At 57.4% G+C, this 16,944-nt stretch carries 16 protein-coding genes; 6 read left to right on the top strand and 10 right to left on the bottom strand.

The features are described from left to right. Positions 1–3 precede the first annotated feature (3 nt). The 4 genes from FOM92_RS06705 to FOM92_RS06720 are packed head-to-tail and all read right to left on the bottom strand — an operon-like array spanning position 4 to position 2,005. Positions 4–678 (bottom strand): aquaporin, encoded by a 675-nt coding sequence (locus tag FOM92_RS06705; RefSeq protein ID WP_246087177.1) that lies wholly within the window; start codon positions 676–678, stop codon positions 4–6. Beyond that, on the bottom strand, positions 675–1,190 hold the full coding sequence (locus tag FOM92_RS06710) for an arsenate reductase ArsC (RefSeq protein WP_143775981.1): 516 nt from the start codon (positions 1,188–1,190) through the stop codon (positions 675–677). Before FOM92_RS06710 ends, FOM92_RS06705 begins: the two co-directional genes overlap by 4 nt. A 3-nt stretch (positions 1,191–1,193) precedes the next feature. Further along, positions 1,194–1,664 (bottom strand): ArsI/CadI family heavy metal resistance metalloenzyme, encoded by a 471-nt coding sequence (locus tag FOM92_RS06715; RefSeq protein WP_143775982.1) that lies wholly within the window; start codon positions 1,662–1,664, stop codon positions 1,194–1,196. Continuing rightward, positions 1,661–2,005, bottom strand: a complete 345-nt coding sequence (locus FOM92_RS06720; RefSeq protein WP_143775983.1) for an ArsR/SmtB family transcription factor — start codon at positions 2,003–2,005, stop codon at positions 1,661–1,663. Before FOM92_RS06720 ends, FOM92_RS06715 begins: the two co-directional genes overlap by 4 nt. A gap of 87 nt (positions 2,006–2,092) precedes the next feature. Between FOM92_RS06720 and pnuC the strand changes: the two genes are divergently transcribed. Together pnuC and FOM92_RS06730 are read left to right on the top strand one after the other, a co-directional pair. Then, positions 2,093–2,674, top strand: coding sequence for a nicotinamide riboside transporter PnuC (pnuC, locus tag FOM92_RS06725; protein ID WP_246087178.1), 582 nt, complete (start codon positions 2,093–2,095; stop codon positions 2,672–2,674). Continuing rightward, positions 2,671–3,213, top strand: coding sequence for an AAA family ATPase (locus tag FOM92_RS06730; RefSeq protein ID WP_143775984.1), 543 nt, complete (start codon positions 2,671–2,673; stop codon positions 3,211–3,213). Before pnuC ends, FOM92_RS06730 begins: the two co-directional genes overlap by 4 nt. Here FOM92_RS06730 and FOM92_RS06735 read toward each other — a convergent pair. The 3 genes from FOM92_RS06735 to FOM92_RS06745 are packed head-to-tail and all read right to left on the bottom strand — an operon-like array spanning position 3,210 to position 7,267. Then, the gene (locus tag FOM92_RS06735) at positions 3,210–5,075 is read right to left on the bottom strand and encodes an ABC-F family ATP-binding cassette domain-containing protein (protein ID WP_143775985.1); all 1,866 of its coding nucleotides are present in this window, start codon (positions 5,073–5,075) and stop codon (positions 3,210–3,212) included. The genes FOM92_RS06730 and FOM92_RS06735 overlap by 4 nt on opposite strands. Before the next feature lie 30 nt (positions 5,076–5,105). Further along, positions 5,106–6,332 carry a kynureninase gene (locus tag FOM92_RS06740; RefSeq protein ID WP_143775986.1) on the bottom strand — a complete coding sequence of 409 codons (1,227 nt, stop codon included), beginning with the start codon at positions 6,330–6,332 and terminating at the stop codon, positions 5,106–5,108. Next, positions 6,329–7,267, bottom strand: a complete 939-nt coding sequence (locus tag FOM92_RS06745) for an alpha/beta hydrolase (RefSeq protein WP_246087179.1) — start codon at positions 7,265–7,267, stop codon at positions 6,329–6,331. The genes FOM92_RS06740 and FOM92_RS06745 overlap by 4 nt, the downstream gene beginning before the upstream one ends. A gap of 120 nt (positions 7,268–7,387) precedes the next feature. Here FOM92_RS06745 and FOM92_RS06750 point away from each other — a divergent pair, with 120 nt between their 5' ends. Next, positions 7,388–11,326 carry a PIN domain-containing protein gene (locus tag FOM92_RS06750; protein ID WP_143775988.1) on the top strand — a complete coding sequence of 1,313 codons (3,939 nt, stop codon included), beginning with the start codon at positions 7,388–7,390 and terminating at the stop codon, positions 11,324–11,326. Positions 11,327–11,466: 140 nt separating this feature from the next. Here the strand turns inward: FOM92_RS06750 and lepA are convergent, their stop codons facing one another. Together lepA and FOM92_RS06760 are read right to left on the bottom strand one after the other, a co-directional pair. Beyond that, entirely contained in the window at positions 11,467–13,284 is a 1,818-nt protein-coding gene (lepA, locus tag FOM92_RS06755; protein WP_143775989.1) for a translation elongation factor 4, read from the bottom strand. Between the two features lie 65 nt (positions 13,285–13,349). After that, positions 13,350–14,129, bottom strand: a complete 780-nt coding sequence (locus tag FOM92_RS06760; RefSeq protein WP_143775990.1) for a hypothetical protein — start codon at positions 14,127–14,129, stop codon at positions 13,350–13,352. A 49-nt stretch (positions 14,130–14,178) separates the two neighbouring features. Between FOM92_RS06760 and FOM92_RS06765 the strand changes: the two genes are divergently transcribed. Beyond that, positions 14,179–14,649, top strand: a complete 471-nt coding sequence (locus FOM92_RS06765) for a hypothetical protein (protein ID WP_143775991.1) — start codon at positions 14,179–14,181, stop codon at positions 14,647–14,649. Between the two features lie 720 nt (positions 14,650–15,369). Here the strand turns inward: FOM92_RS06765 and FOM92_RS06770 are convergent. Next, complete coding sequence (locus FOM92_RS06770; protein ID WP_143775992.1) at positions 15,370–15,774, bottom strand: hypothetical protein; 405 nt, start codon at positions 15,772–15,774, stop codon at positions 15,370–15,372. A gap of 175 nt (positions 15,775–15,949) precedes the next feature. On the opposite strand from FOM92_RS06770, the gene FOM92_RS06775 reads away from it, so the two are divergent. Together FOM92_RS06775 and FOM92_RS06780 are read left to right on the top strand one after the other, a co-directional pair. Then, on the top strand, positions 15,950–16,201 hold the full coding sequence (locus FOM92_RS06775) for a hypothetical protein (RefSeq protein ID WP_143775993.1): 252 nt from the start codon (positions 15,950–15,952) through the stop codon (positions 16,199–16,201). A gap of 19 nt (positions 16,202–16,220) precedes the next feature. Further along, positions 16,221–16,610, top strand: coding sequence for a hypothetical protein (locus FOM92_RS06780; protein WP_143775994.1), 390 nt, complete (start codon positions 16,221–16,223; stop codon positions 16,608–16,610). Positions 16,611–16,944: the final 334 nt, after the last annotated feature.

Consider the following 16,944-nt stretch of genomic DNA (forward strand, 5'->3'; position numbering starts at 1 on the left):
TGGTCACTGTTCCAAATCGGAAGGCTCCATCATCTGCCGCGCGATAGCAAGGGCAACCACCGCCCCCAGCAATTGCGCGGCAATGAACGGCGCAACATCGGCAGGCGCAATACCGGCAAAACTGTTGCTCAGGCTCCGCGCCACGGTGATAGCGGGGTTGGCGAAGCTGGTGGAGGATGTGAACCAATAGGCGGCGGTAATGTAGAGCGCGACGCTGACGGGTACGGCCTGCGGGCGGGTGCGCAGCGTTCCCAATATGGTCAGGACCAACCCGAAGGTCGCAATAAACTCGCCTGTCCATTGCCCCAGACCGGTGCGGCTTTTGCCGGAAAATTGCAGGATAGCCTCATCGAACATCAGATGCGTCGCCCAGACGCCGGATATGCCGCCTGCTATTTGCGCCACCATATAGGCCAGTGCCGCCTTCGCCTGTAATTCCTTGCGCAACCACATGACCAGTGTGACGGCGGGGTTGAAATGCGCCCCCGACAACGGCCCGAACATGGTGATCAGCACATATAGCATCGCGCCGGTTGCCACGCTGTTGCCGAGAAGCGCGACCGCGACATTGCCGCCGGACAGCCGCTCGGCCATGATACCGGAACCGACCACGGTCGCGAACAGCAGGAAAGAACCCAAAGCTTCAGCGGAAACAGACCGCCGCAACGCCGCCGTCACGCGGTCACCTGTGCTGTCGCACCCTCTTCCCGGCCAATCTGGGCAAGCTTTGCCTTCAATGCCAGATTATCGATGGATGCGAGCGGCAAAGCCAGAAACAGCTCGATCCGGCGTCGCAAAAAGCGCAGCGCCTGCACAAAGGCTTCTCTTTGTCCGTCGCCCTCCACCGCAGCGGGATCTTCAATGCCCCAATGCGCGGTCATCGGATGTCCCGGCCAGATGGGACAGGTTTCCCCCGCGGCATTGTCGCAGACGGTAAAAATGAAATCGATGTGCGGAGCGTCCGGGCCTGAAAACTCGTCCCAGCTTTTCGAACGATATCCTTCATGGGGAAAGCCGAGGCTTTCGAGGACCTCCAATGCCATCGGATGCACCTTCCCCTTGGGAAAGCTGCCCGCGCTGAACGCCCGGAAGCGGCCTGCCCCGTCATGGTTCAGCAAAGATTCGGCGAGGATCGAGCGCGCCGAATTGCCGGTGCACAGGAACAGCACATTATAGACGCGCTCCGCCATGGTTCAGCAGCATCCCTTTGGTGCCGCCTCGACCTTGGGTGCGCAGCAGGCGGTGGCGGCGGCATTGTCGCCGGTGAGCTGGTCGAAATCGGGGCTGTCGCCATAGACGGTGGACGCGCCCTGCGTCAGGAATGCCTCCCACACCACGCCGTCGGGATCGGCAATCCAGCTTTTTTCCGATTTGGCGTAGCAGCAGGTCGTTGCGCCTTCTTCCAGCACCGGACCGCCCGCCTTTTTCAACCGGCCATAGACATCGGCGAGTTCCGCCCCGTCCTCGACCTGAATGCCCAGATGCTCGACACCCTTGGCCGCGCCTTCCTTGCGGGAAATGGCGAAGTTCACGCGGGGGTCCTCCAACATCCATTTGGCATAATCGGACTTGGCAACGCTGGGTTCAGTGCCAAAGAGCGCGGAGTAGAAGGCGACCGACTGGTCCAGATTGTCGACGCCGACATGTACATGCAGCCTTTTCATGCAGCATTCCTTTCTGTCTTGTTTGGGGTTTCGCAGGATGCCGCAGGCGCGCAGCTTTGCCCGCCGCAGCAATTTTCGGTGAGATAGGCCATCAACCCGCCCATCGCGGCATAGTCCGCGCTGTAAATCAGCGAACGGCTCTGCCGCTTTTGACGGATAAGGCCGGCATGGGTGAGTTGCGCGAGATGGAAGCTCATGGAAGAGGCCGGCGCGCCTACCGCTTCGGCAATGGCACCTGCCGGCAGCCCCGCCTCCCCCGCCTGCACCAGCAAGCGAAATGCGGCGAGGCGATGTTCCTGGGCCAGAGCGGCGAGAGCGCGAATGGTGGTGGTGCTGTCCATAATGAATCCATAATTCTATAATTATCGAATCATCGAATAAATTGCAGGCGGCATTTTGTCAACGGGTGGACTGGATTTTACCGGGCCATGCTGCCATCACCCCTGCTCATGTCGTTGATCGAACTTGCCGCCGTCCTGCTCGGCCTTGCCAATATCGTGCTGATTATCCGGCGCTCGGTGTGGAATTTCCCGGTCGCTGTGGTCATGGTGAGTCTCTATTTCTTCATCTTCCGTGATGCGCGGCTCTACAGCGATGCGGGGCTTCAGATCTTTTTCCTGATCGTCAATCTCTACGGCTGGTGGAACTGGCACCGCAGCAAGGGTGACGACGGCGCTGTGGTCGTCCGCCGCCTGCCCGCCATCGGCTATGCCATGTGGATCGCCGGATCTGTCGCGGCGATCTGGGCATGGGGCAGCTTCATGGGGGCCTATACCCAGACCGACTATCCCTATTGGGACGCCGCCGTCGCTATGCTGTCGGTGGCAGGACAGATTTTGATGGCGCGGCGTTTTGTCGAAAACTGGCACTGGTGGATCATCGTCAATCTGGTCTCCATCCCGCTTTATATCGCCAAGGGCCTGCACCTGACCGCCGGACTTTATGGCGTGTTTCTGGTGCTCGCCATTGGCGGGCTGGTGGCCTGGCGCAAGGCGGAGGTCGCCGGATGACGACGACGCGCATCTGCCTTCACGGTCCGGAAAGCACAGGCAAATCCACGCTTGGCACGCGGCTGGCGGCACATCTGGGGTGCGAGGTCGTGCCCGAATATGGCCGCGCCTATTGCGAGGCGCATGGCACCGATATCGGAATGGCCGAGCTTGTCCATATCGCGCAGCAGCAGGATGTAATGAACCGCGCCGCTGCCGCACGGGCGGCAGAGCTGGACATCAGACAGGTGCTGTTCGACACCGACCCCCTGATCACCGCCGTCTGGGCAGAGATGATGTTCGGGCAGCGCGACCCGTGGTTCGACAGCTTTTCCAGCTATGCGGACCTGTATCTGCTGCTCGATATCGACCTGCCCTTTGTCGACGACGGCCTGCGTGTCTACGGCAGCCCCGAACAGCGGCAGCGTTTTTTCGATCTGTGCAAGGCTGAACTCGACCGGCGCGGCGTGCCCTACGCCCTGATCCGCGGCACAGGCGATGCGCGTTTTGATGCGGCTTTGCGGGCGATTGATGTTTCCGCTTTTGGGGATAATCTCTAAATCTTTTCCAACGCCTCGCTCGCCGCGATCCACCGTGCTTCGGCGGCTTCCTGCGCAGCGACGATCTTGCCACGGCGCTGGGACAGTTCGCCCATAGTCAGGTCCTTATATTCATTCGCCGCCGATGCAGGGTCGAACATCGCACGGTCAATCGCGGACAGCACGACCTCCAGCTTCGCTAGATCCGCCTCGGCATCGCTGACCTCGCGTTTCAGCTTCGCCTGCGCCTCGCGCGCGGCGGCAGTGGCCTTCTTGTCTTCCTTGCGGTCGGCCTTCGACACCTTCTCCTTCGCCGGGCCCCTGCCCAGGATGAAGTCGGTATAATCCTCAATCGTACCGGTAAATTCAGTCGCCGTCCCGCCATCGACCAGCACCAGCCGGTCGGCGGTCAGTTCGAGCATATGGCGGTCATGGCTGACCAGCACGACGGTGCCGTCATATTCGTTCAGCGCCTGCACCAACGCCTCGCGCGCATCGACGTCCAAATGGTTCGTCGGTTCGTCGAGGATCAGCATATGAGGCGCATCGCGGGTGATCAGCGCCAGCGCCAGCCGCGCCCGCTCCCCACCCGAAAGCTTGCCGACCTTGGTCGTCGCCTTGGGCCCGGAAAAGCCGAAACGCCCCAGTTGCGCCCGCACCGCGCCGGGGGTCGCCCCCTTCATCTGGCGGGTCATATGCTCCAGCGGGGTGTCCTCACCGTCCAGCTCTTCCACCTGATATTGGGTGAAATAGCCGACGCGCATCTTGCCCGACGCCTGCATCGCGCCATCCATCGGCGTCAGCTGCGCCGCCAACAGGCGCGCCAGCGTCGTCTTGCCATTGCCGTTGCGGCCCAGAAGCGCGATGCGGTCATCGGGATCGATCCGCAGGTTCAGCCGCTGCAGCACCGGATTGCCGGGGGTATAGCCCACACTGGCAAGATCAAGCGTCACCAGCGGCGGCTTCAGTTCGTCCGGGCTCGGAAAATCGAAGCTCAGTGTCGGGTCGTCAACCATCGCCTGCACCGGCTGCATCTTTGCCAGCGCCTTGGCACGGCTCTGCGCCTGTTTTGCGGTCGACGCGCGGGCGGAGTTGCGCGCGATATAGTCCTGCAGCTTGGCCCGCTGCGCATCCTGCGCCGCCTTTGCCGCCGCCAGTTGCGCCGCCCGCTCGGCACGTTGCCGCTCGAAACTGTCATAACCCCCGGCATAGAGCGTCACCTGCCCGTTTTCGAGGTGCAGGATATGGTCGACGACATTGTTCAGCAGGTCGCGTTCATGGCTGATCACCACCATCATCGCGGGATAGCTTTTCAGGAAGTTTTCCAGCCACAGCGTCGCTTCCAGATCCAGATGGTTCGACGGTTCGTCGAGCAGCAGCAGGTCCGGCTGCGAAAACAGCAGAGACGCCAGCGCCACGCGCATTTTCCACCCGCCCGAAAAACTGTCGAGCGGACGGCCCTGCATTTCCTCGTCAAAGCCAAGGCCGACCAATATGCGCGACGCGCGCGCAGGGGCGGTATAGGCGTCGATAGCGATCAGCCGTTCGTGCACCTCGGCCATGCGGTCGGGGTCCAGCCCCTCCTGCTCGCTTTCCAGCATCAGTGCGGCCCGTTCGGTATCGGCGGCAAGCACGGTATCGAACGGCGTCGAATCCCCGGCCGGAGCCTCCTGCGCGATATAGCCGATGCGCGTGCCCTTGGGCATTTCGAGCGAACCGTCATCGGCCTCCAGCGAGCCGATCATCACCTTCATCAGGGTCGACTTGCCCGCCCCGTTCCGCCCGATCAGCCCCACCCGCCCATAAGGAGGCAGAGCCGCCGTGGCGCGGTCAAGGATAGTGCGTCCGCCAAGGCGCACGGTGATGCCGTTGAGATTTAACATGATGGGCGGCCCCGTAGCAGGGACAAAGCCCTATGTCACCGCATTCCGCACCGCAAATTCCGGCCGGCGATATTCGCCGCTTTCGACGATCTCGATCAGCATCTGCCCGGCGCTCCAGATATCGGCGTGGCTGAGGGTCAGCGGGGTCAGGCCGAAGCGCAATATGTCGGGGTCGCGGAAGTCGCCGATCACGCCGCGGGCGATCAGCGCCTGGACGATTTCATAAGCATGGGCATGGCGGAAGGAGATATGGCTGCCGCGTTTCACAGGGTCCTGCGGCGTCACGCATTCAAGGCCAGCGGCGGTTCCTGCGGCGTGGAATATGTCCCACAAGGCCGCCGACTTCGCCGTCACCTGCGCCATGTCGATCCCGTCCCACAGCGCCAGCCCGCTTTCCAGCGCGCCGAGGCCCAGCACCGACGGCGTGCCGGTCAGCCAGCGCTTCATCCCCGCCGCCGCCGCATAGCCATCGGCAAAGCCGAACGGTTCGGCATGGCCCATCCAGCCGGACAGCGGATTGTGCAACAGGTCCTGCCACCGCTTTGCCACATAAAGAAATGCAGGCGCGCCGGGGCCGCCGTTGAGATATTTGTACCCGCACCCCACCGCCAGATCAGCCCCCGCCGCGTTCAGATCGACCCCCACCGCGCCCGCACTATGGCTAAGGTCCCAGCAGACCAGCGCACCTGCATCCTGCGCCGCCTTGGTCCAGCCCGCCATGTCGAACCGCTCCGCCGTCTTGTAATGCACATGGGTGAGCAGCAGCAGCGCCGTATCCGCGCCGAGGGCATCCGCCAGCGCCCCGCGCTCCACCACGCGCAGTTCCGCGCCCGCAACCGCCGCCACCGCGCCCTCGGCAATATGCAGATCGGTCGGGAAATTCCCCGCCTCGCTGACCACCACCTTGCGCGCCGGATCGCGCTGCTGAGCCTGTCGAAGGGCCGCGACGATCAGCTTGTAGAGATTGACCGAAGTCGAATCCGCCACAATTACCTCGTCCGCCTCCGCCCCGATCAGCGGCGCGATCATCGCGCCCACGCGGGCCGGCGCGTCGATCCAGCCCTCGTTCCAGCTGCGGATCAGCTGCTCGCCCCAGGCCACGCGCACCAGCTCCCCCGTCGCTTCGATTGTCGCTCTCGGCAATTGCCCCAGCGAATTGCCGTCGAGGTAAATCAGCCCCTCGCCCTGCACAAAGCGGTCACGACAGGGCGCCAGCGGGTCCGCCGCATCCAGCGCAAGCGCCTCCTCCAACGTCACTTCTTCGCGTCCTTCAGGCCAAAGGCTTTCAATATCACCGCCCGCTGCTTCGCCCAGGATATCGTGTCGGGCGCGATCAGCTCGGCATGCCCCTCCCCCGCCGTGGTCACCATCTCGGCCCCATAGGCCGCGCCGAAGGATGGCGGCGCGATGCTGTCGCGGGCATTGTTGAACTGCAGCTCGCGCGCGCGGCCCTTGGGCATTTCGGGTGGCGAGGTGCGCGCAAATTCGCCCCGCGCCATCTGGACCGCCGCCTCCGCCCCGCAGCCATGATCGGGCAGCGTCGTCTGCGCACGCAGATCGGGCAGCCCGCCCTGCGATATGGCAAGGTCGACCTTCAACGGCCTGTCCCCGCGCAAGGCATCCCCCTTCGCCAGCCCCCAGCGCCGCGCCAGCCACAGCGTCAGATGCCCGCCCGCCGAATGGCCGATGACCACCACAGGCGCGCCGGTCTTGAACCCATATTCCCGCCCGCGCAGCGCGAACAAATCCGCCGCAGCCGCCACGTCGAGATAGGTCCCAGGATAGCCGCCGCCCCGGTCCACACCGCGATACTCGATATTCCACACGCCCACACCATGCGACCGCAGGTCACCCGCAATCCAGTTCATGATATCGCGCTCGGCAATCCCGGTTTGCCAGCATCCGCCATGGATCATCACCACCGCCGGATGCGGCCCCGTTCCCGCCGGTTTCCACACATCCACCACCTGCAAGGCATCCGCGCCATAGCGGACCGTCGCATCGGGCATAGGCTTTGGCCGCGAAAGCAGGTCCTTCCAGGTCATCAGCGGCTTGCCCACATCCGCCGTCATCTCCGCCGCATGCGCCGCATCCGCCGCCGCATCCGCCGCCCGAGGCCCAACCGCCTGCCCCGCACAACCCGCAACCGCCATCGCACCCAGGAACAGCCCAGCAAAAATCGCCCGTTTCATATCGCCAAAACTCCCCATATCCGCCGTGGCCCACGCTGCGAAATCTCCAGTAACTTTATATAATCGGGTGATTTTTACAATGTTTCTGGAAAATTCTAAAAACTGTGTCACATCGGGTGAATGGCATCTAATAATGTAATCGGTATCCCCACCGACGATAGTGACTTTGAAGACAAGTGCGTTGCGCTGTTCGCTTGCGTTTGCGGTGACCCAAACTTCAAGAAAATTGGAACTGGCGGCAAGAACCAAGGTGGCCTTGATTTAATCGGTACCCGGAATCAAAATCCTGAAGTTGCAGTTGGCGTTCAGTGTAAACTTATTACAAAACGTGGAAAACTCGATCTGAATCAGATTACATCAGATATTGAACGAGCCTTATTATTTGACCCCCCATTGTCGGAAATTTACGTTGCAACGACCGCGTCTGACGACATCAAATATGATCAGCTAGCGCTAAAATTGCGGCAGAAGCAAAAAAAAGCAGGCCGAATAGTAGACATTCAAATCTGGGGCTGGGATACCCTTCAGGGTCACATTCGCAAATACGCCGATGCACGGAACGCATTTGACCCTGATTACAGCGCTTCGACCCAAATATTGCTGAACACGACATTTGAGACTTTGGCCGGCGTGAATGAAGCGCGATCGACGCTCGCATTGATCGAAAGCGAAAAGTCCGAATCCTCAGTAAAAATTTCCGAACTCCATGCTGCGTTCGTCACCGGGGACACGACTGAACGTGTCGAAATTGAAAAATTGTTAGATAATCAGATAGATGGATTCCGAAACCTTTTAAATAATGGTAGACCACGGTCAGCGCTGACTCTCCTTGAGGATTTTGAGGCGCATCTACCAAGCAACGCTTCGGCAGCAATAAGGTCGCGTGTCAGGGCAAATATCGGATTTGCGAAGCTAAAGTTGAGCGACGACCAAGGTTGTGCAATTGCTCTACGCCAAGCGTTCGAGATAAATCCGGGGGACGCTAAGGCACAGGCAAATAGCTTGCTCGCAGATATTTTGGACGGCCATATAGATACGGCATTAGCCAGAGCCAAAATGATGGTTGGACAATCCCCGCCAAATACGTTCGCGGCAAGTTATATTTATCAAGCCGCGTCGGCATTGGAAGCAGATATTGAGGCAGACGACATTGTACCTTCTGAGCTTAGGGTAGACGAAAATTCCGGAATAAATCGCGTCAACTACTACCGAAAACATCGTGGCGACACTTGGTGGACGGTTGCCCGAGAGTTAGCCGATAGCTTGCCCAATAATGAAATAGCACAGCGCTTTGATGCAGAAGCAAAGCTCGAGCAAGCACTTCGTTACCATCAACTACCGGCAACGACTAAAGGCGGTGCAAGCCGACGGGAGCAAATAACTCTGGCAGCTTTAGCTCTTCAGAAGCACTGGGACGTTGTTCGAAATTACGAAAATGCCTCTGATGAGGTTTGGCTAAGTGTAGGGATAAATTTATCCACTGCGTATCGCGCCTTACGCGATTTTAAAAACGCGGAGACCATCATTGGTCAAGCTGCAAATATCGACCCAAACAATATTGAAGTATTGTTAGCCGGAGCACATCTTGATCTAATTTTCGATCGCGCACAGGATGCGGTAACAAAGGCAGAAGGCCTGCCAGATTCCCCATCGCGTACTATAGTATTGGCATCAGCATACGGAGAACTAGACCGCTGGGACGAAGCGGTTAATTTGATTACGCCGGAGCGGCTTTCCGCGATTGCTCCGGATGACCGTGCGCTAGTCGATTGTATTCTGGTACGAGGACAAGCAGAAGCAACAACAGAGGACGAAGCGCAGCTGCTTATCAAAAGGTTGCTAGATCGATGGCCTAATGACAACCGAGTAAGAATAGTGGCTGCAGATTTAGCCTATAGAAAAGCGCCAGAGATTGCTGCCGAACTATTGCAAACCGCAACTTCCAATCTTTCGAACGATTCTCGTTATGCTGACAGGGTCATGGTCGCAGAATGTGCATTGCGTCATAACGATTTTGGTTCCGTTATTGCTGCTTTGGACGGATTTATCGAAACTGAGGTATTAAACGAGCCGCTTTCTTGGCTAGCACTAGCATTTGTTAACAGCCCCATCCGGCCGAGAACAGCAGAGTTTTTCGCGGAGCTTGGTCCGGATGTGATATCGACGCCGCGTTTTGCTCGCTTGGCAGGTTTCCTAGACTGTCATCGTGGCGAGCTTCGCTCTGCTGAACGTCATCTGTCATTAGCTTTCTCTGGAGATCCAACCGATCTCCGTTCGCTTTTGATGTTGCAGAGCACGCTTGAGCGTTCCGGGAAAAGGGAGGAAGCCAAGAAGCTGGTTGTTGAAATTGACGAATACAAACTTGAAGGAGACCCTCGAGACCAAATGATGCTCTCGGCCATACTAGGACACTATGGCGAGTCAGAGCGCGCTCTTAAATTGGGGTATTTGGTAGCTGCTTACAATCGCAACGATGAGCGCATTGCCTGCCGCTATCCTGGCATGTTGTTTTCAAGCAAAGCCCAAGGGGCGCTGGTGAAGCGTGGCGGCACAATAGAAGTTGGGGATTGGTTCCTACTTAAATCTCCCGATGGTGAACAAATTGAAGGGCTAATATCAACCGATGATACGCCCGAGATCCAGAATTTCAGTCCTGACCATGCGTTCGCAATTCAGATTGTCGGGGCATCTCAAAACCAAATTATTTCCATCGAACAACCTTTCAGTAAGCCAAAGGATTTTTTGGTAGAGGAAGTAAAGAGCAAATACCTTTGGCTACTGGACGATATCACTCGATCTCACGCCACCCGCTTCCCCGGCTCAGTCTCCATAGGGACGATGACGATGCAAGATGGTGACATTCAACCTGTGTTGGATGTAGTGAAGGCTTCCGTCGAATCCGACCGCGCGATCTTGGAATTTTACGAGCAACAGCCTGTTCCGATCGAGTTACTTGCCGCAATGCATAATAAAAGCCCAATCTCGGTTGCGGAGTTGATTTTACACTACGGCGGCGAAATTGACACATGCGTTGGGTCAAACGAAGAGCGTGAGATTGCAATGCAACTTGCACGGCAGGCGGCTGGGAAAGGGGCTGTGATCGACACAGATACGGCTTGGTGTCTTTTACATTTTGATCTTCTGGAACCATTCAGAAATCATTTCGGTAAGTTGGTTATCGCGCAGTCAACGATCGACGATTTGCTGGAAATTCGAGGCAGAGAAGAACTCAATCTCGATCAAGAATATTTAACTCTAGGTTTCGAAGGCGAGCAAGCAGTTCGCCAAATTCATTCGCCGGACGAAACTAAGGTGCGAGTGGCAGGAATCGGACAAGCAATCGACAAATTGAGAGAATACTGTGAGATACTCCCAATCGATGGCTTTGACGACATCGAGTTCACTTCACTATTGCATCATGAAACGATTGCGCAATCCCTCCATGCGATTCAGCTTTCTAAGCATCACGCCCTTTTCTTGTTAAGCGATGACATCCGACTGCGACAAATGAATGAAGTTTACGGCAGCAAAAAATCCGGATGGATACAAGCGACCGCTCAATTATTAGCTTCGAATGCTCAAATCGACGCCCGCGCTTATGCAAAAGTTGTTGGGAATTTAGCTGCACGAAAACATGGGTACGTTTCTGTGAATGGAGAAACGCTAGTTGGCGTATTGTGCATGGAGACCCCACACGCAGACGCTTATTTCAATCTTGTTGCAGAATACATCGGCGGACCAAAAGCAGAAATTCTTTCTCATGTTTCTGTGGTTGCCGACTTCATGTGTAGGGTATGGAGTAGTTCTGTAAGTTCATGGCGAAAGGGGCGTGCATGCGGCAAGTTGATCGAAAGCCTAATTCGGCATCGAAATGAAGATTGGCCGGGAATATTGGCGCTGTTGGAGCGACAGATCACTAACGTGCATGTGAGCGTCGATATGCGACCAGACCATGGAAAAGCTTACCTTAACGATTGGATCGACGGCCATTTCTCTCGTCCTTCCTTTAATCGCTTTATGAAAAGCATCCTCGCTAAGAAAAAAAGAAATGGGAGCTAGGTGGAGCTGAACATTCCTAAAAGAATATCTACTCCTCACCCATCCGCAACGCCGCAATAAACGCCTCCTGCGGAATGCTCACATTCCCATGTTGACCTCTGGTCGCCTAACGGCCCCCCGCATCCGCAATGAGAGAATACCTACTCTTCGCCCATCCGTAGCGCAGCGATGAAAGCTTCCTGAGGGATCGATACGTTTCCGTATTCTCTCATTCTAGCCTTGCCCTTCTTCTGCTTCTCCAGCAGCTTCTTCTTGCGCGAGATATCGCCGCCGTAGCACTTCGCCGTCACGTCCTTGCGCATGGCGGCGATGGTTTCGCGGGCGATGACTTTGCCGCCGATCGCTGCCTGGATGGGGATTTTGAACAGGTGACGGGGGATCAGGTCTTTTAGGCGTTCGCACATGCCGCGGCCGCGGGATTCGGCGGTGCCGCGGTGGACGATCATGCTGAGCGCGTCGACGGGGTCGCCGTTGACGAGGATGCTCATCTTCACAAGGTCCCCTGCCCGATGCCCGATCTGGTGGTAATCGAACGAGGCATAGCCGCGCGAAATGCTCTTCAACCGGTCGTAGAAATCGAACACCACTTCGTTGAGCGGCAGTTCATAGACCAGCTGCGCCCGGCCGCCGACATAGGTGAGCTGTTTCTGCACCCCGCGGCGGTCCTGACAGAGTTTCAGGATGGAGCCCAAATATTCGTCGGGGCAATAGATGGTCGCCTCGATCCACGGTTCCTGAATTTCCTCGATACGGTTGACGTCGGGCATGTCGGCGGGGTTGTGCAACTCCATCGTCCGCGCTTCGTCGGTCTTGCTGCGGCTGAGCTGTAGCTTGTAGACCACCGACGGCGCGGTGGTGATAAGGTCGAGGTCAAATTCGCGCGACAGCCGTTCCTGAATGATCTCCAGATGGAGCAGCCCCAAAAAGCCGCAGCGGAAGCCGAAGCCCAAGGCGGCGCTGCTTTCGGTTTCGAAGCTGAACGATGCGTCGTTGAGGCGCAGCTTGCTGATGCTTTCGCGCAGCTTTTCAAAGTCCGCGGCGTCGGTCGGGAACAGGCCGCAGAAGACGACCGGCTGCACTTCCTTGAACCCGGGCAGCGGTTCGGCGGCGGGGCGCTTGGCATCGGTGATGGTGTCGCCGACGCGGGTCTGCGCGACTTCCTTGATCTGCGCGGTGATGATGCCGACTTCGCCCGCGGCGATTTCGGTCAATATCTCCAGCTTTGGCCGCATGCAGCCGACGCGGTCGACCAGATGCTTGGTGCCAGCCGCCATGAACTGGATTTCCTGGCCCTTTTTGATCACGCCGTCGATGACGCGGATCAGGATGACAACGCCGAGATAGGGGTCATACCAGGAATCGACCAGCATCGCCTTTAACGGCGCGTTGCGGTCGCCCTTGGGCGGGGGGATGCGGGTGACCACCGCCTCCAGCACCTCGTCAATGCCAATGCCGGACTTCGCGCTGGTCAGCACGGCGTTGTCGGCGGGAAGTCCGATGATTTCCTCAATCTCCGCCTTTACCTTGTCGACCTCTGCCGCTGGCAGGTCGATCTTGTTGATGACGGGCACGATTTCATGGTCATGCTCGATCGACTGGTACACATTGGCGAGCGTCTGCGCCTCCACCCCTTGCGCCGCGTCGACGACCAGCAATGCGCCTTCACACGCGGCGAGGCTGCGCGATACTTCATAGGCGAAGTCGACATGGCCCGGCGTGTCCATCAGGTTCAGCTGATAGGCAATGCCGTCCTTTGCGGTGTAATCGAGCCGCACCGTCTGCGCCTTGATCGTGATGCCGCGTTCCTTTTCAATCTCCATATTGTCGAGCACCTGGCTCGTCATTTCGCGCGCGCTGAGGCCGCCTGTCTGCTGGATCAGCCGGTCGGCCAGCGTCGATTTGCCATGGTCGATATGCGCAATGATGGAAAAGTTGCGGATGCGGGAGAGTTCAGTCATGGACGCGCCCCTAGCAGGGCTGTCCTGCCCCATCAAGCATGGAGGAAATCCTGTAACATGGCCCCTCACCCCTGCTCATATTCGCTCCAGTCCTGCGGCCCGTTGATCAGCTCCCACGCCGCACGTTTTTCGGGGTCCTGCGCGATGGCCACCATGCGCGGCCGCTCCATCGCCTTGACCTTGCGGATGATCTCCGCCTTCGCCGCTTCGACATCGACAGGCTTGTGCCATTTGGCGCGCTTTTCCTGCCACTCCTGCTTCCATTCCTTTTTCCATTCGCGCTTCAGCCGTTTCATCCGCGCCGCACCCGCCGCGCCGCCATAGACCGCATGCATCAGACCGCCTGACACCGCATATTTCCGGGGGTTATGGTGCGCGACCAGCCACATCATCAACCGGTGGTCAAAACGCCGCCGTTCGCCGACCAGATGGCCATTATGGTAGACATATTCGGGCGTGCCGTTGATGGCATGGTCGACCAGAAGGTCGATCACCCGCCCCACCCCGAAATCCAGCGCCCGCCCCCACGCCTTGGCAAAGCTGCCCCCTTCAGGCCGGTTCCGCAGATAATAAAAGGCGGCGAGCGTATTCCCCGTCGCCTTCGCCGCCAGCGAGACACGCCCGGTTTCGGCGAGCACACGGATAAAGACCCGCTGCTTCATGGCCGTAATCTGCCCCCGCCCCCCGCGCAGCAGAACAGGTTCAAATTCCAGCTTGTCCGGAAGAGTAATATCCGCCGCATCCCCCAACCATTCGTCCCCCTTGGGCAAGGCGGGAAGGATTTCGATTTCAAGATCGGGGGTGGAGGTGCGCGGAGCGGGGGTTGTTTTGGATTGGTTCGTCATTTGACGATTTGTAACCGATATGGTTAGTTGTAGGAAAGAGTGTTTTTCGGTGCCAAATCAGTTTATATCAACCGAGATGCGTCGATATTTTATACGTTCGGCCGCCTTTGTTGCGATGACAACCCTTTCCGCGTGCACCGAAGATCCCTTAACATGCGCCGAGAAATACTCGCATGAATTTGTGGGCGTTGCATTTTTGATCGGCAACGAACAACTGCTGTTTGAAGGTTCGGATGACTGCTCAGTACTGGTGACGATCCCCCAAAATGACGCCCAGCGCCTGATTGATGCGGCTGCCACCTCCGATTACGAAGGCCCCATAAAGCCGGTTAATCTCTCAATTCGCGGAAAGCTAAAGTTGGAGCGGGATAGTAAAGGCTGGGTACGCATTTTTCATACCGAAGCGATCAATAATATTGATGTGTCAGTTAGCAAAAGAGACGCCCAAGCTGCTTCTATCATCGCATTTGGCAGTCGCGATCCCAACTATTCCAGAGACGATGTAAGCATGTTGCCTTAAAGCTGGCCTTGACCAGAAAATGACCCGACGGCAGCTAACGAAGGCGTGAAATAGTCGCCTTAATGGCAGCTTTGTTGTGGGAAGCAGACGGGCTAATGTTCACTCGCGTAGTGTTAGATCCCCAATTAATTTTAACTTACCTCCCCGTTGCTCAAAGGCTTTAGGGCTTTCAGTTCTGATAGCGAAGCAGTCCGCGCCGCACCTCGGGCAAGCGAACACAAGGCGAGCTGGCGAATACACTTTCTTGTATTCTTGAAACGACAACCCAGCAGGGATATCCTCTTGATCTATCCGGCGTAGGTGCACGAACCGCAAATCGTCTCGTTCGAGTAATTTGTTGATACGGCTCTCAAACATATCGGATGGTTGGTTAAACGTTTCGCCGGTTTTCAGCTCAGCGAGCACAACTTCTGCCGATATAATGCTGGATAGCGAACCTAGATCAGCAGTTACCATATCAGTATCGCCGATAAATGTGACATAGGGTGTTAAGTGCCCCTCGGTTTCGCACCTTAATGTCGAGACATTTGCTTCAATACATCGAGTCATTTGAGTGGTATTAGCGCAACCGCAATTGTCTGCAATGTTGTCGTGTCCCGAAAGTCCGCTTTTATCTCAATTTGCCGGAAAGCTGCCCTTCATTCAGGCAATGAACCAACGGCAGCTAATGAAGGCGTAAAATAGTGGACGGAATGGCAGCTTTGTTGTGGGTTTCTGACATCACACGGTGAACCCGACGTAGGCTATAAGCCCTTCGACCGTTTCCGGCAAAACGCCTTGAGCCTCTAGTTCGCCCAAGTTTACGCTCCTCCACCTCTTGCCAACACGAGCACGACGGCTCTCAAGTATCGCCTTAGCCATCCGAGTGAGCCACGCCTTGATAATCGCTTCGCCGTCAACGCGATCTTCACGGGCTCGAATGCTCACGTTACCGTGCTGGTCCGCCTCCATAATCAGCTTTTGCCCAGCCCCTGAAAAGACGGCACATTCGACGCTTTCGGCCCAATGTTCGAGATACGCGCGTGCATCTGTGAGGTTACGGAAGACATCCACGTCTCCCGGGCAATTTTCATCGGGTCCGTCGTTAACTAGAACGATGTCATGCAGCCAAGTAAGGGATGTCATTGCACTTGTTTGCCCCACAAGAGCGATGTCTGCAATGTTGTCGTGTCTTGATATTCCGGTTGTGCACCCCAATTGTGAAAAGCAGACAGCAGCCTACTTGCGCCCCCACGAACCGATTGCGGACAGCGGCGTCGACTGATAGTCCCCATTATGGAACGCGTGGGGGAGGAAATACATGTGTCCGGCAAAGCTAAGGCCAGCCTGTGGTGCTGCATCACTGGTCATGCTCGTGACAGGTTTTTCCCCAGCATTTGCGCAAACGGAACCGGCGGGTGCGGGGGACGCTTCCCATTCTGCGCCATGCGAATTGCATGTCTGGCCAACGGATAAATTTGTCGTCACCGAAAATCTGGGTGGCGCCAATTTGGGGCTTGCGGGCGCGCTGCTGATCGTGGACGCAGCGATAAGGGCTTTCGTGTCAGGATGATTGCTCTATAGCTTCGGCTATGGAGCTGATTTTCGAGTTCATTTTCCAGTTTGTAGTAGAGATATTGCTGCAGGCGTTTCTGGAAATGCTGGTTGAACTTGGTTTCAGGAGCACGGCCGACACGCTGAAGCAGCCCCGAAATCCTGCATTGTCGACCATCGGCTTTGCGATATTGGGCGCCATCGCCGGCGGCTTAAGTCTCTTGATATTGCCACACTCGGCCATTCAGGACCCCGATTTCCGCCGCGCAAACCTCTTTCTCACACCCATATTGGTAGGCCTTATCATGATGCTTGTTGGCACCATCCGGGAAAAGAAAGGACAAAATCTGGTGCACCTTGATAAGTTCGGATATGCCTTCGTTTTTGCGTTCGCGATGGCGCTTGTGCGCTATATCTGGGCTGCTTGAACTCCACTATCGCGCTTTAGGCACCTCCTTATAGATTATTGCCCGATCGCCTTAGATTGCGGCATCGACCGCATCGGTACAGGCCGCCTTTCGCGAAAATCTGCTGAAGTTCGCAAAAGACAAGCTGAAGCGGTAGACCCCCACCCTCCTTGCCCCACCCCCCTTGACCCCCATCCCCTCGGGCTCTATAGCAAATCCAACATCCAAACCGCCGGGAACAGTTACGTCGTCGCGTAGGCGTGGCTAAGGCATTGGCGGGGCCGGATTTTCACATCGCGAAACGGCTGCACGGCAGGACCCGAATCCGGGGCTGTTGCCATGCGGCCTTTTCGCG

It is taken from the genome of Sphingorhabdus contaminans (genome assembly GCF_007280415.1).
GTDB lineage: Bacteria > Pseudomonadota > Alphaproteobacteria > Sphingomonadales > Sphingomonadaceae > Sphingorhabdus_B > Sphingorhabdus_B contaminans.

What these genes read in the sequence shown, in the direction of transcription:
- FOM92_RS06710 (WP_143775981.1), bottom strand. Translation starts at nt 1,190, where the DNA reads ATGGCGGAGCGCGTCTATAATGTGCTGTTCCTGTGCACCGGCAATTCG.
- FOM92_RS06715 (WP_143775982.1), bottom strand. Translation starts at nt 1,664, where the DNA reads ATGAAAAGGCTGCATGTACATGTCGGCGTCGACAATCTGGACCAGTCG.
- FOM92_RS06720 (WP_143775983.1), bottom strand. Translation starts at nt 2,005, where the DNA reads ATGGACAGCACCACCACCATTCGCGCTCTCGCCGCTCTGGCCCAGGAA.
- pnuC (WP_246087178.1), top strand. Translation starts at nt 2,093, where the DNA reads ATGCTGCCATCACCCCTGCTCATGTCGTTGATCGAACTTGCCGCCGTC.
- FOM92_RS06730 (WP_143775984.1), top strand. Translation starts at nt 2,671, where the DNA reads ATGACGACGACGCGCATCTGCCTTCACGGTCCGGAAAGCACAGGCAAA.
- FOM92_RS06735 (WP_143775985.1), bottom strand. Translation starts at nt 5,075, where the DNA reads ATGTTAAATCTCAACGGCATCACCGTGCGCCTTGGCGGACGCACTATC.
- FOM92_RS06745 (WP_246087179.1), bottom strand. Translation starts at nt 7,267, where the DNA reads ATGAAACGGGCGATTTTTGCTGGGCTGTTCCTGGGTGCGATGGCGGTT.
- FOM92_RS06750 (WP_143775988.1), top strand. Translation starts at nt 7,388, where the DNA reads ATGGCATCTAATAATGTAATCGGTATCCCCACCGACGATAGTGACTTT.
- lepA (WP_143775989.1), bottom strand. Translation starts at nt 13,284, where the DNA reads ATGACTGAACTCTCCCGCATCCGCAACTTTTCCATCATTGCGCATATC.
- FOM92_RS06760 (WP_143775990.1), bottom strand. Translation starts at nt 14,129, where the DNA reads ATGACGAACCAATCCAAAACAACCCCCGCTCCGCGCACCTCCACCCCC.
- FOM92_RS06770 (WP_143775992.1), bottom strand. Translation starts at nt 15,774, where the DNA reads ATGACATCCCTTACTTGGCTGCATGACATCGTTCTAGTTAACGACGGA.
- FOM92_RS06775 (WP_143775993.1), top strand. Translation starts at nt 15,950, where the DNA reads ATGTGTCCGGCAAAGCTAAGGCCAGCCTGTGGTGCTGCATCACTGGTC.
- FOM92_RS06780 (WP_143775994.1), top strand. Translation starts at nt 16,221, where the DNA reads ATGGAGCTGATTTTCGAGTTCATTTTCCAGTTTGTAGTAGAGATATTG.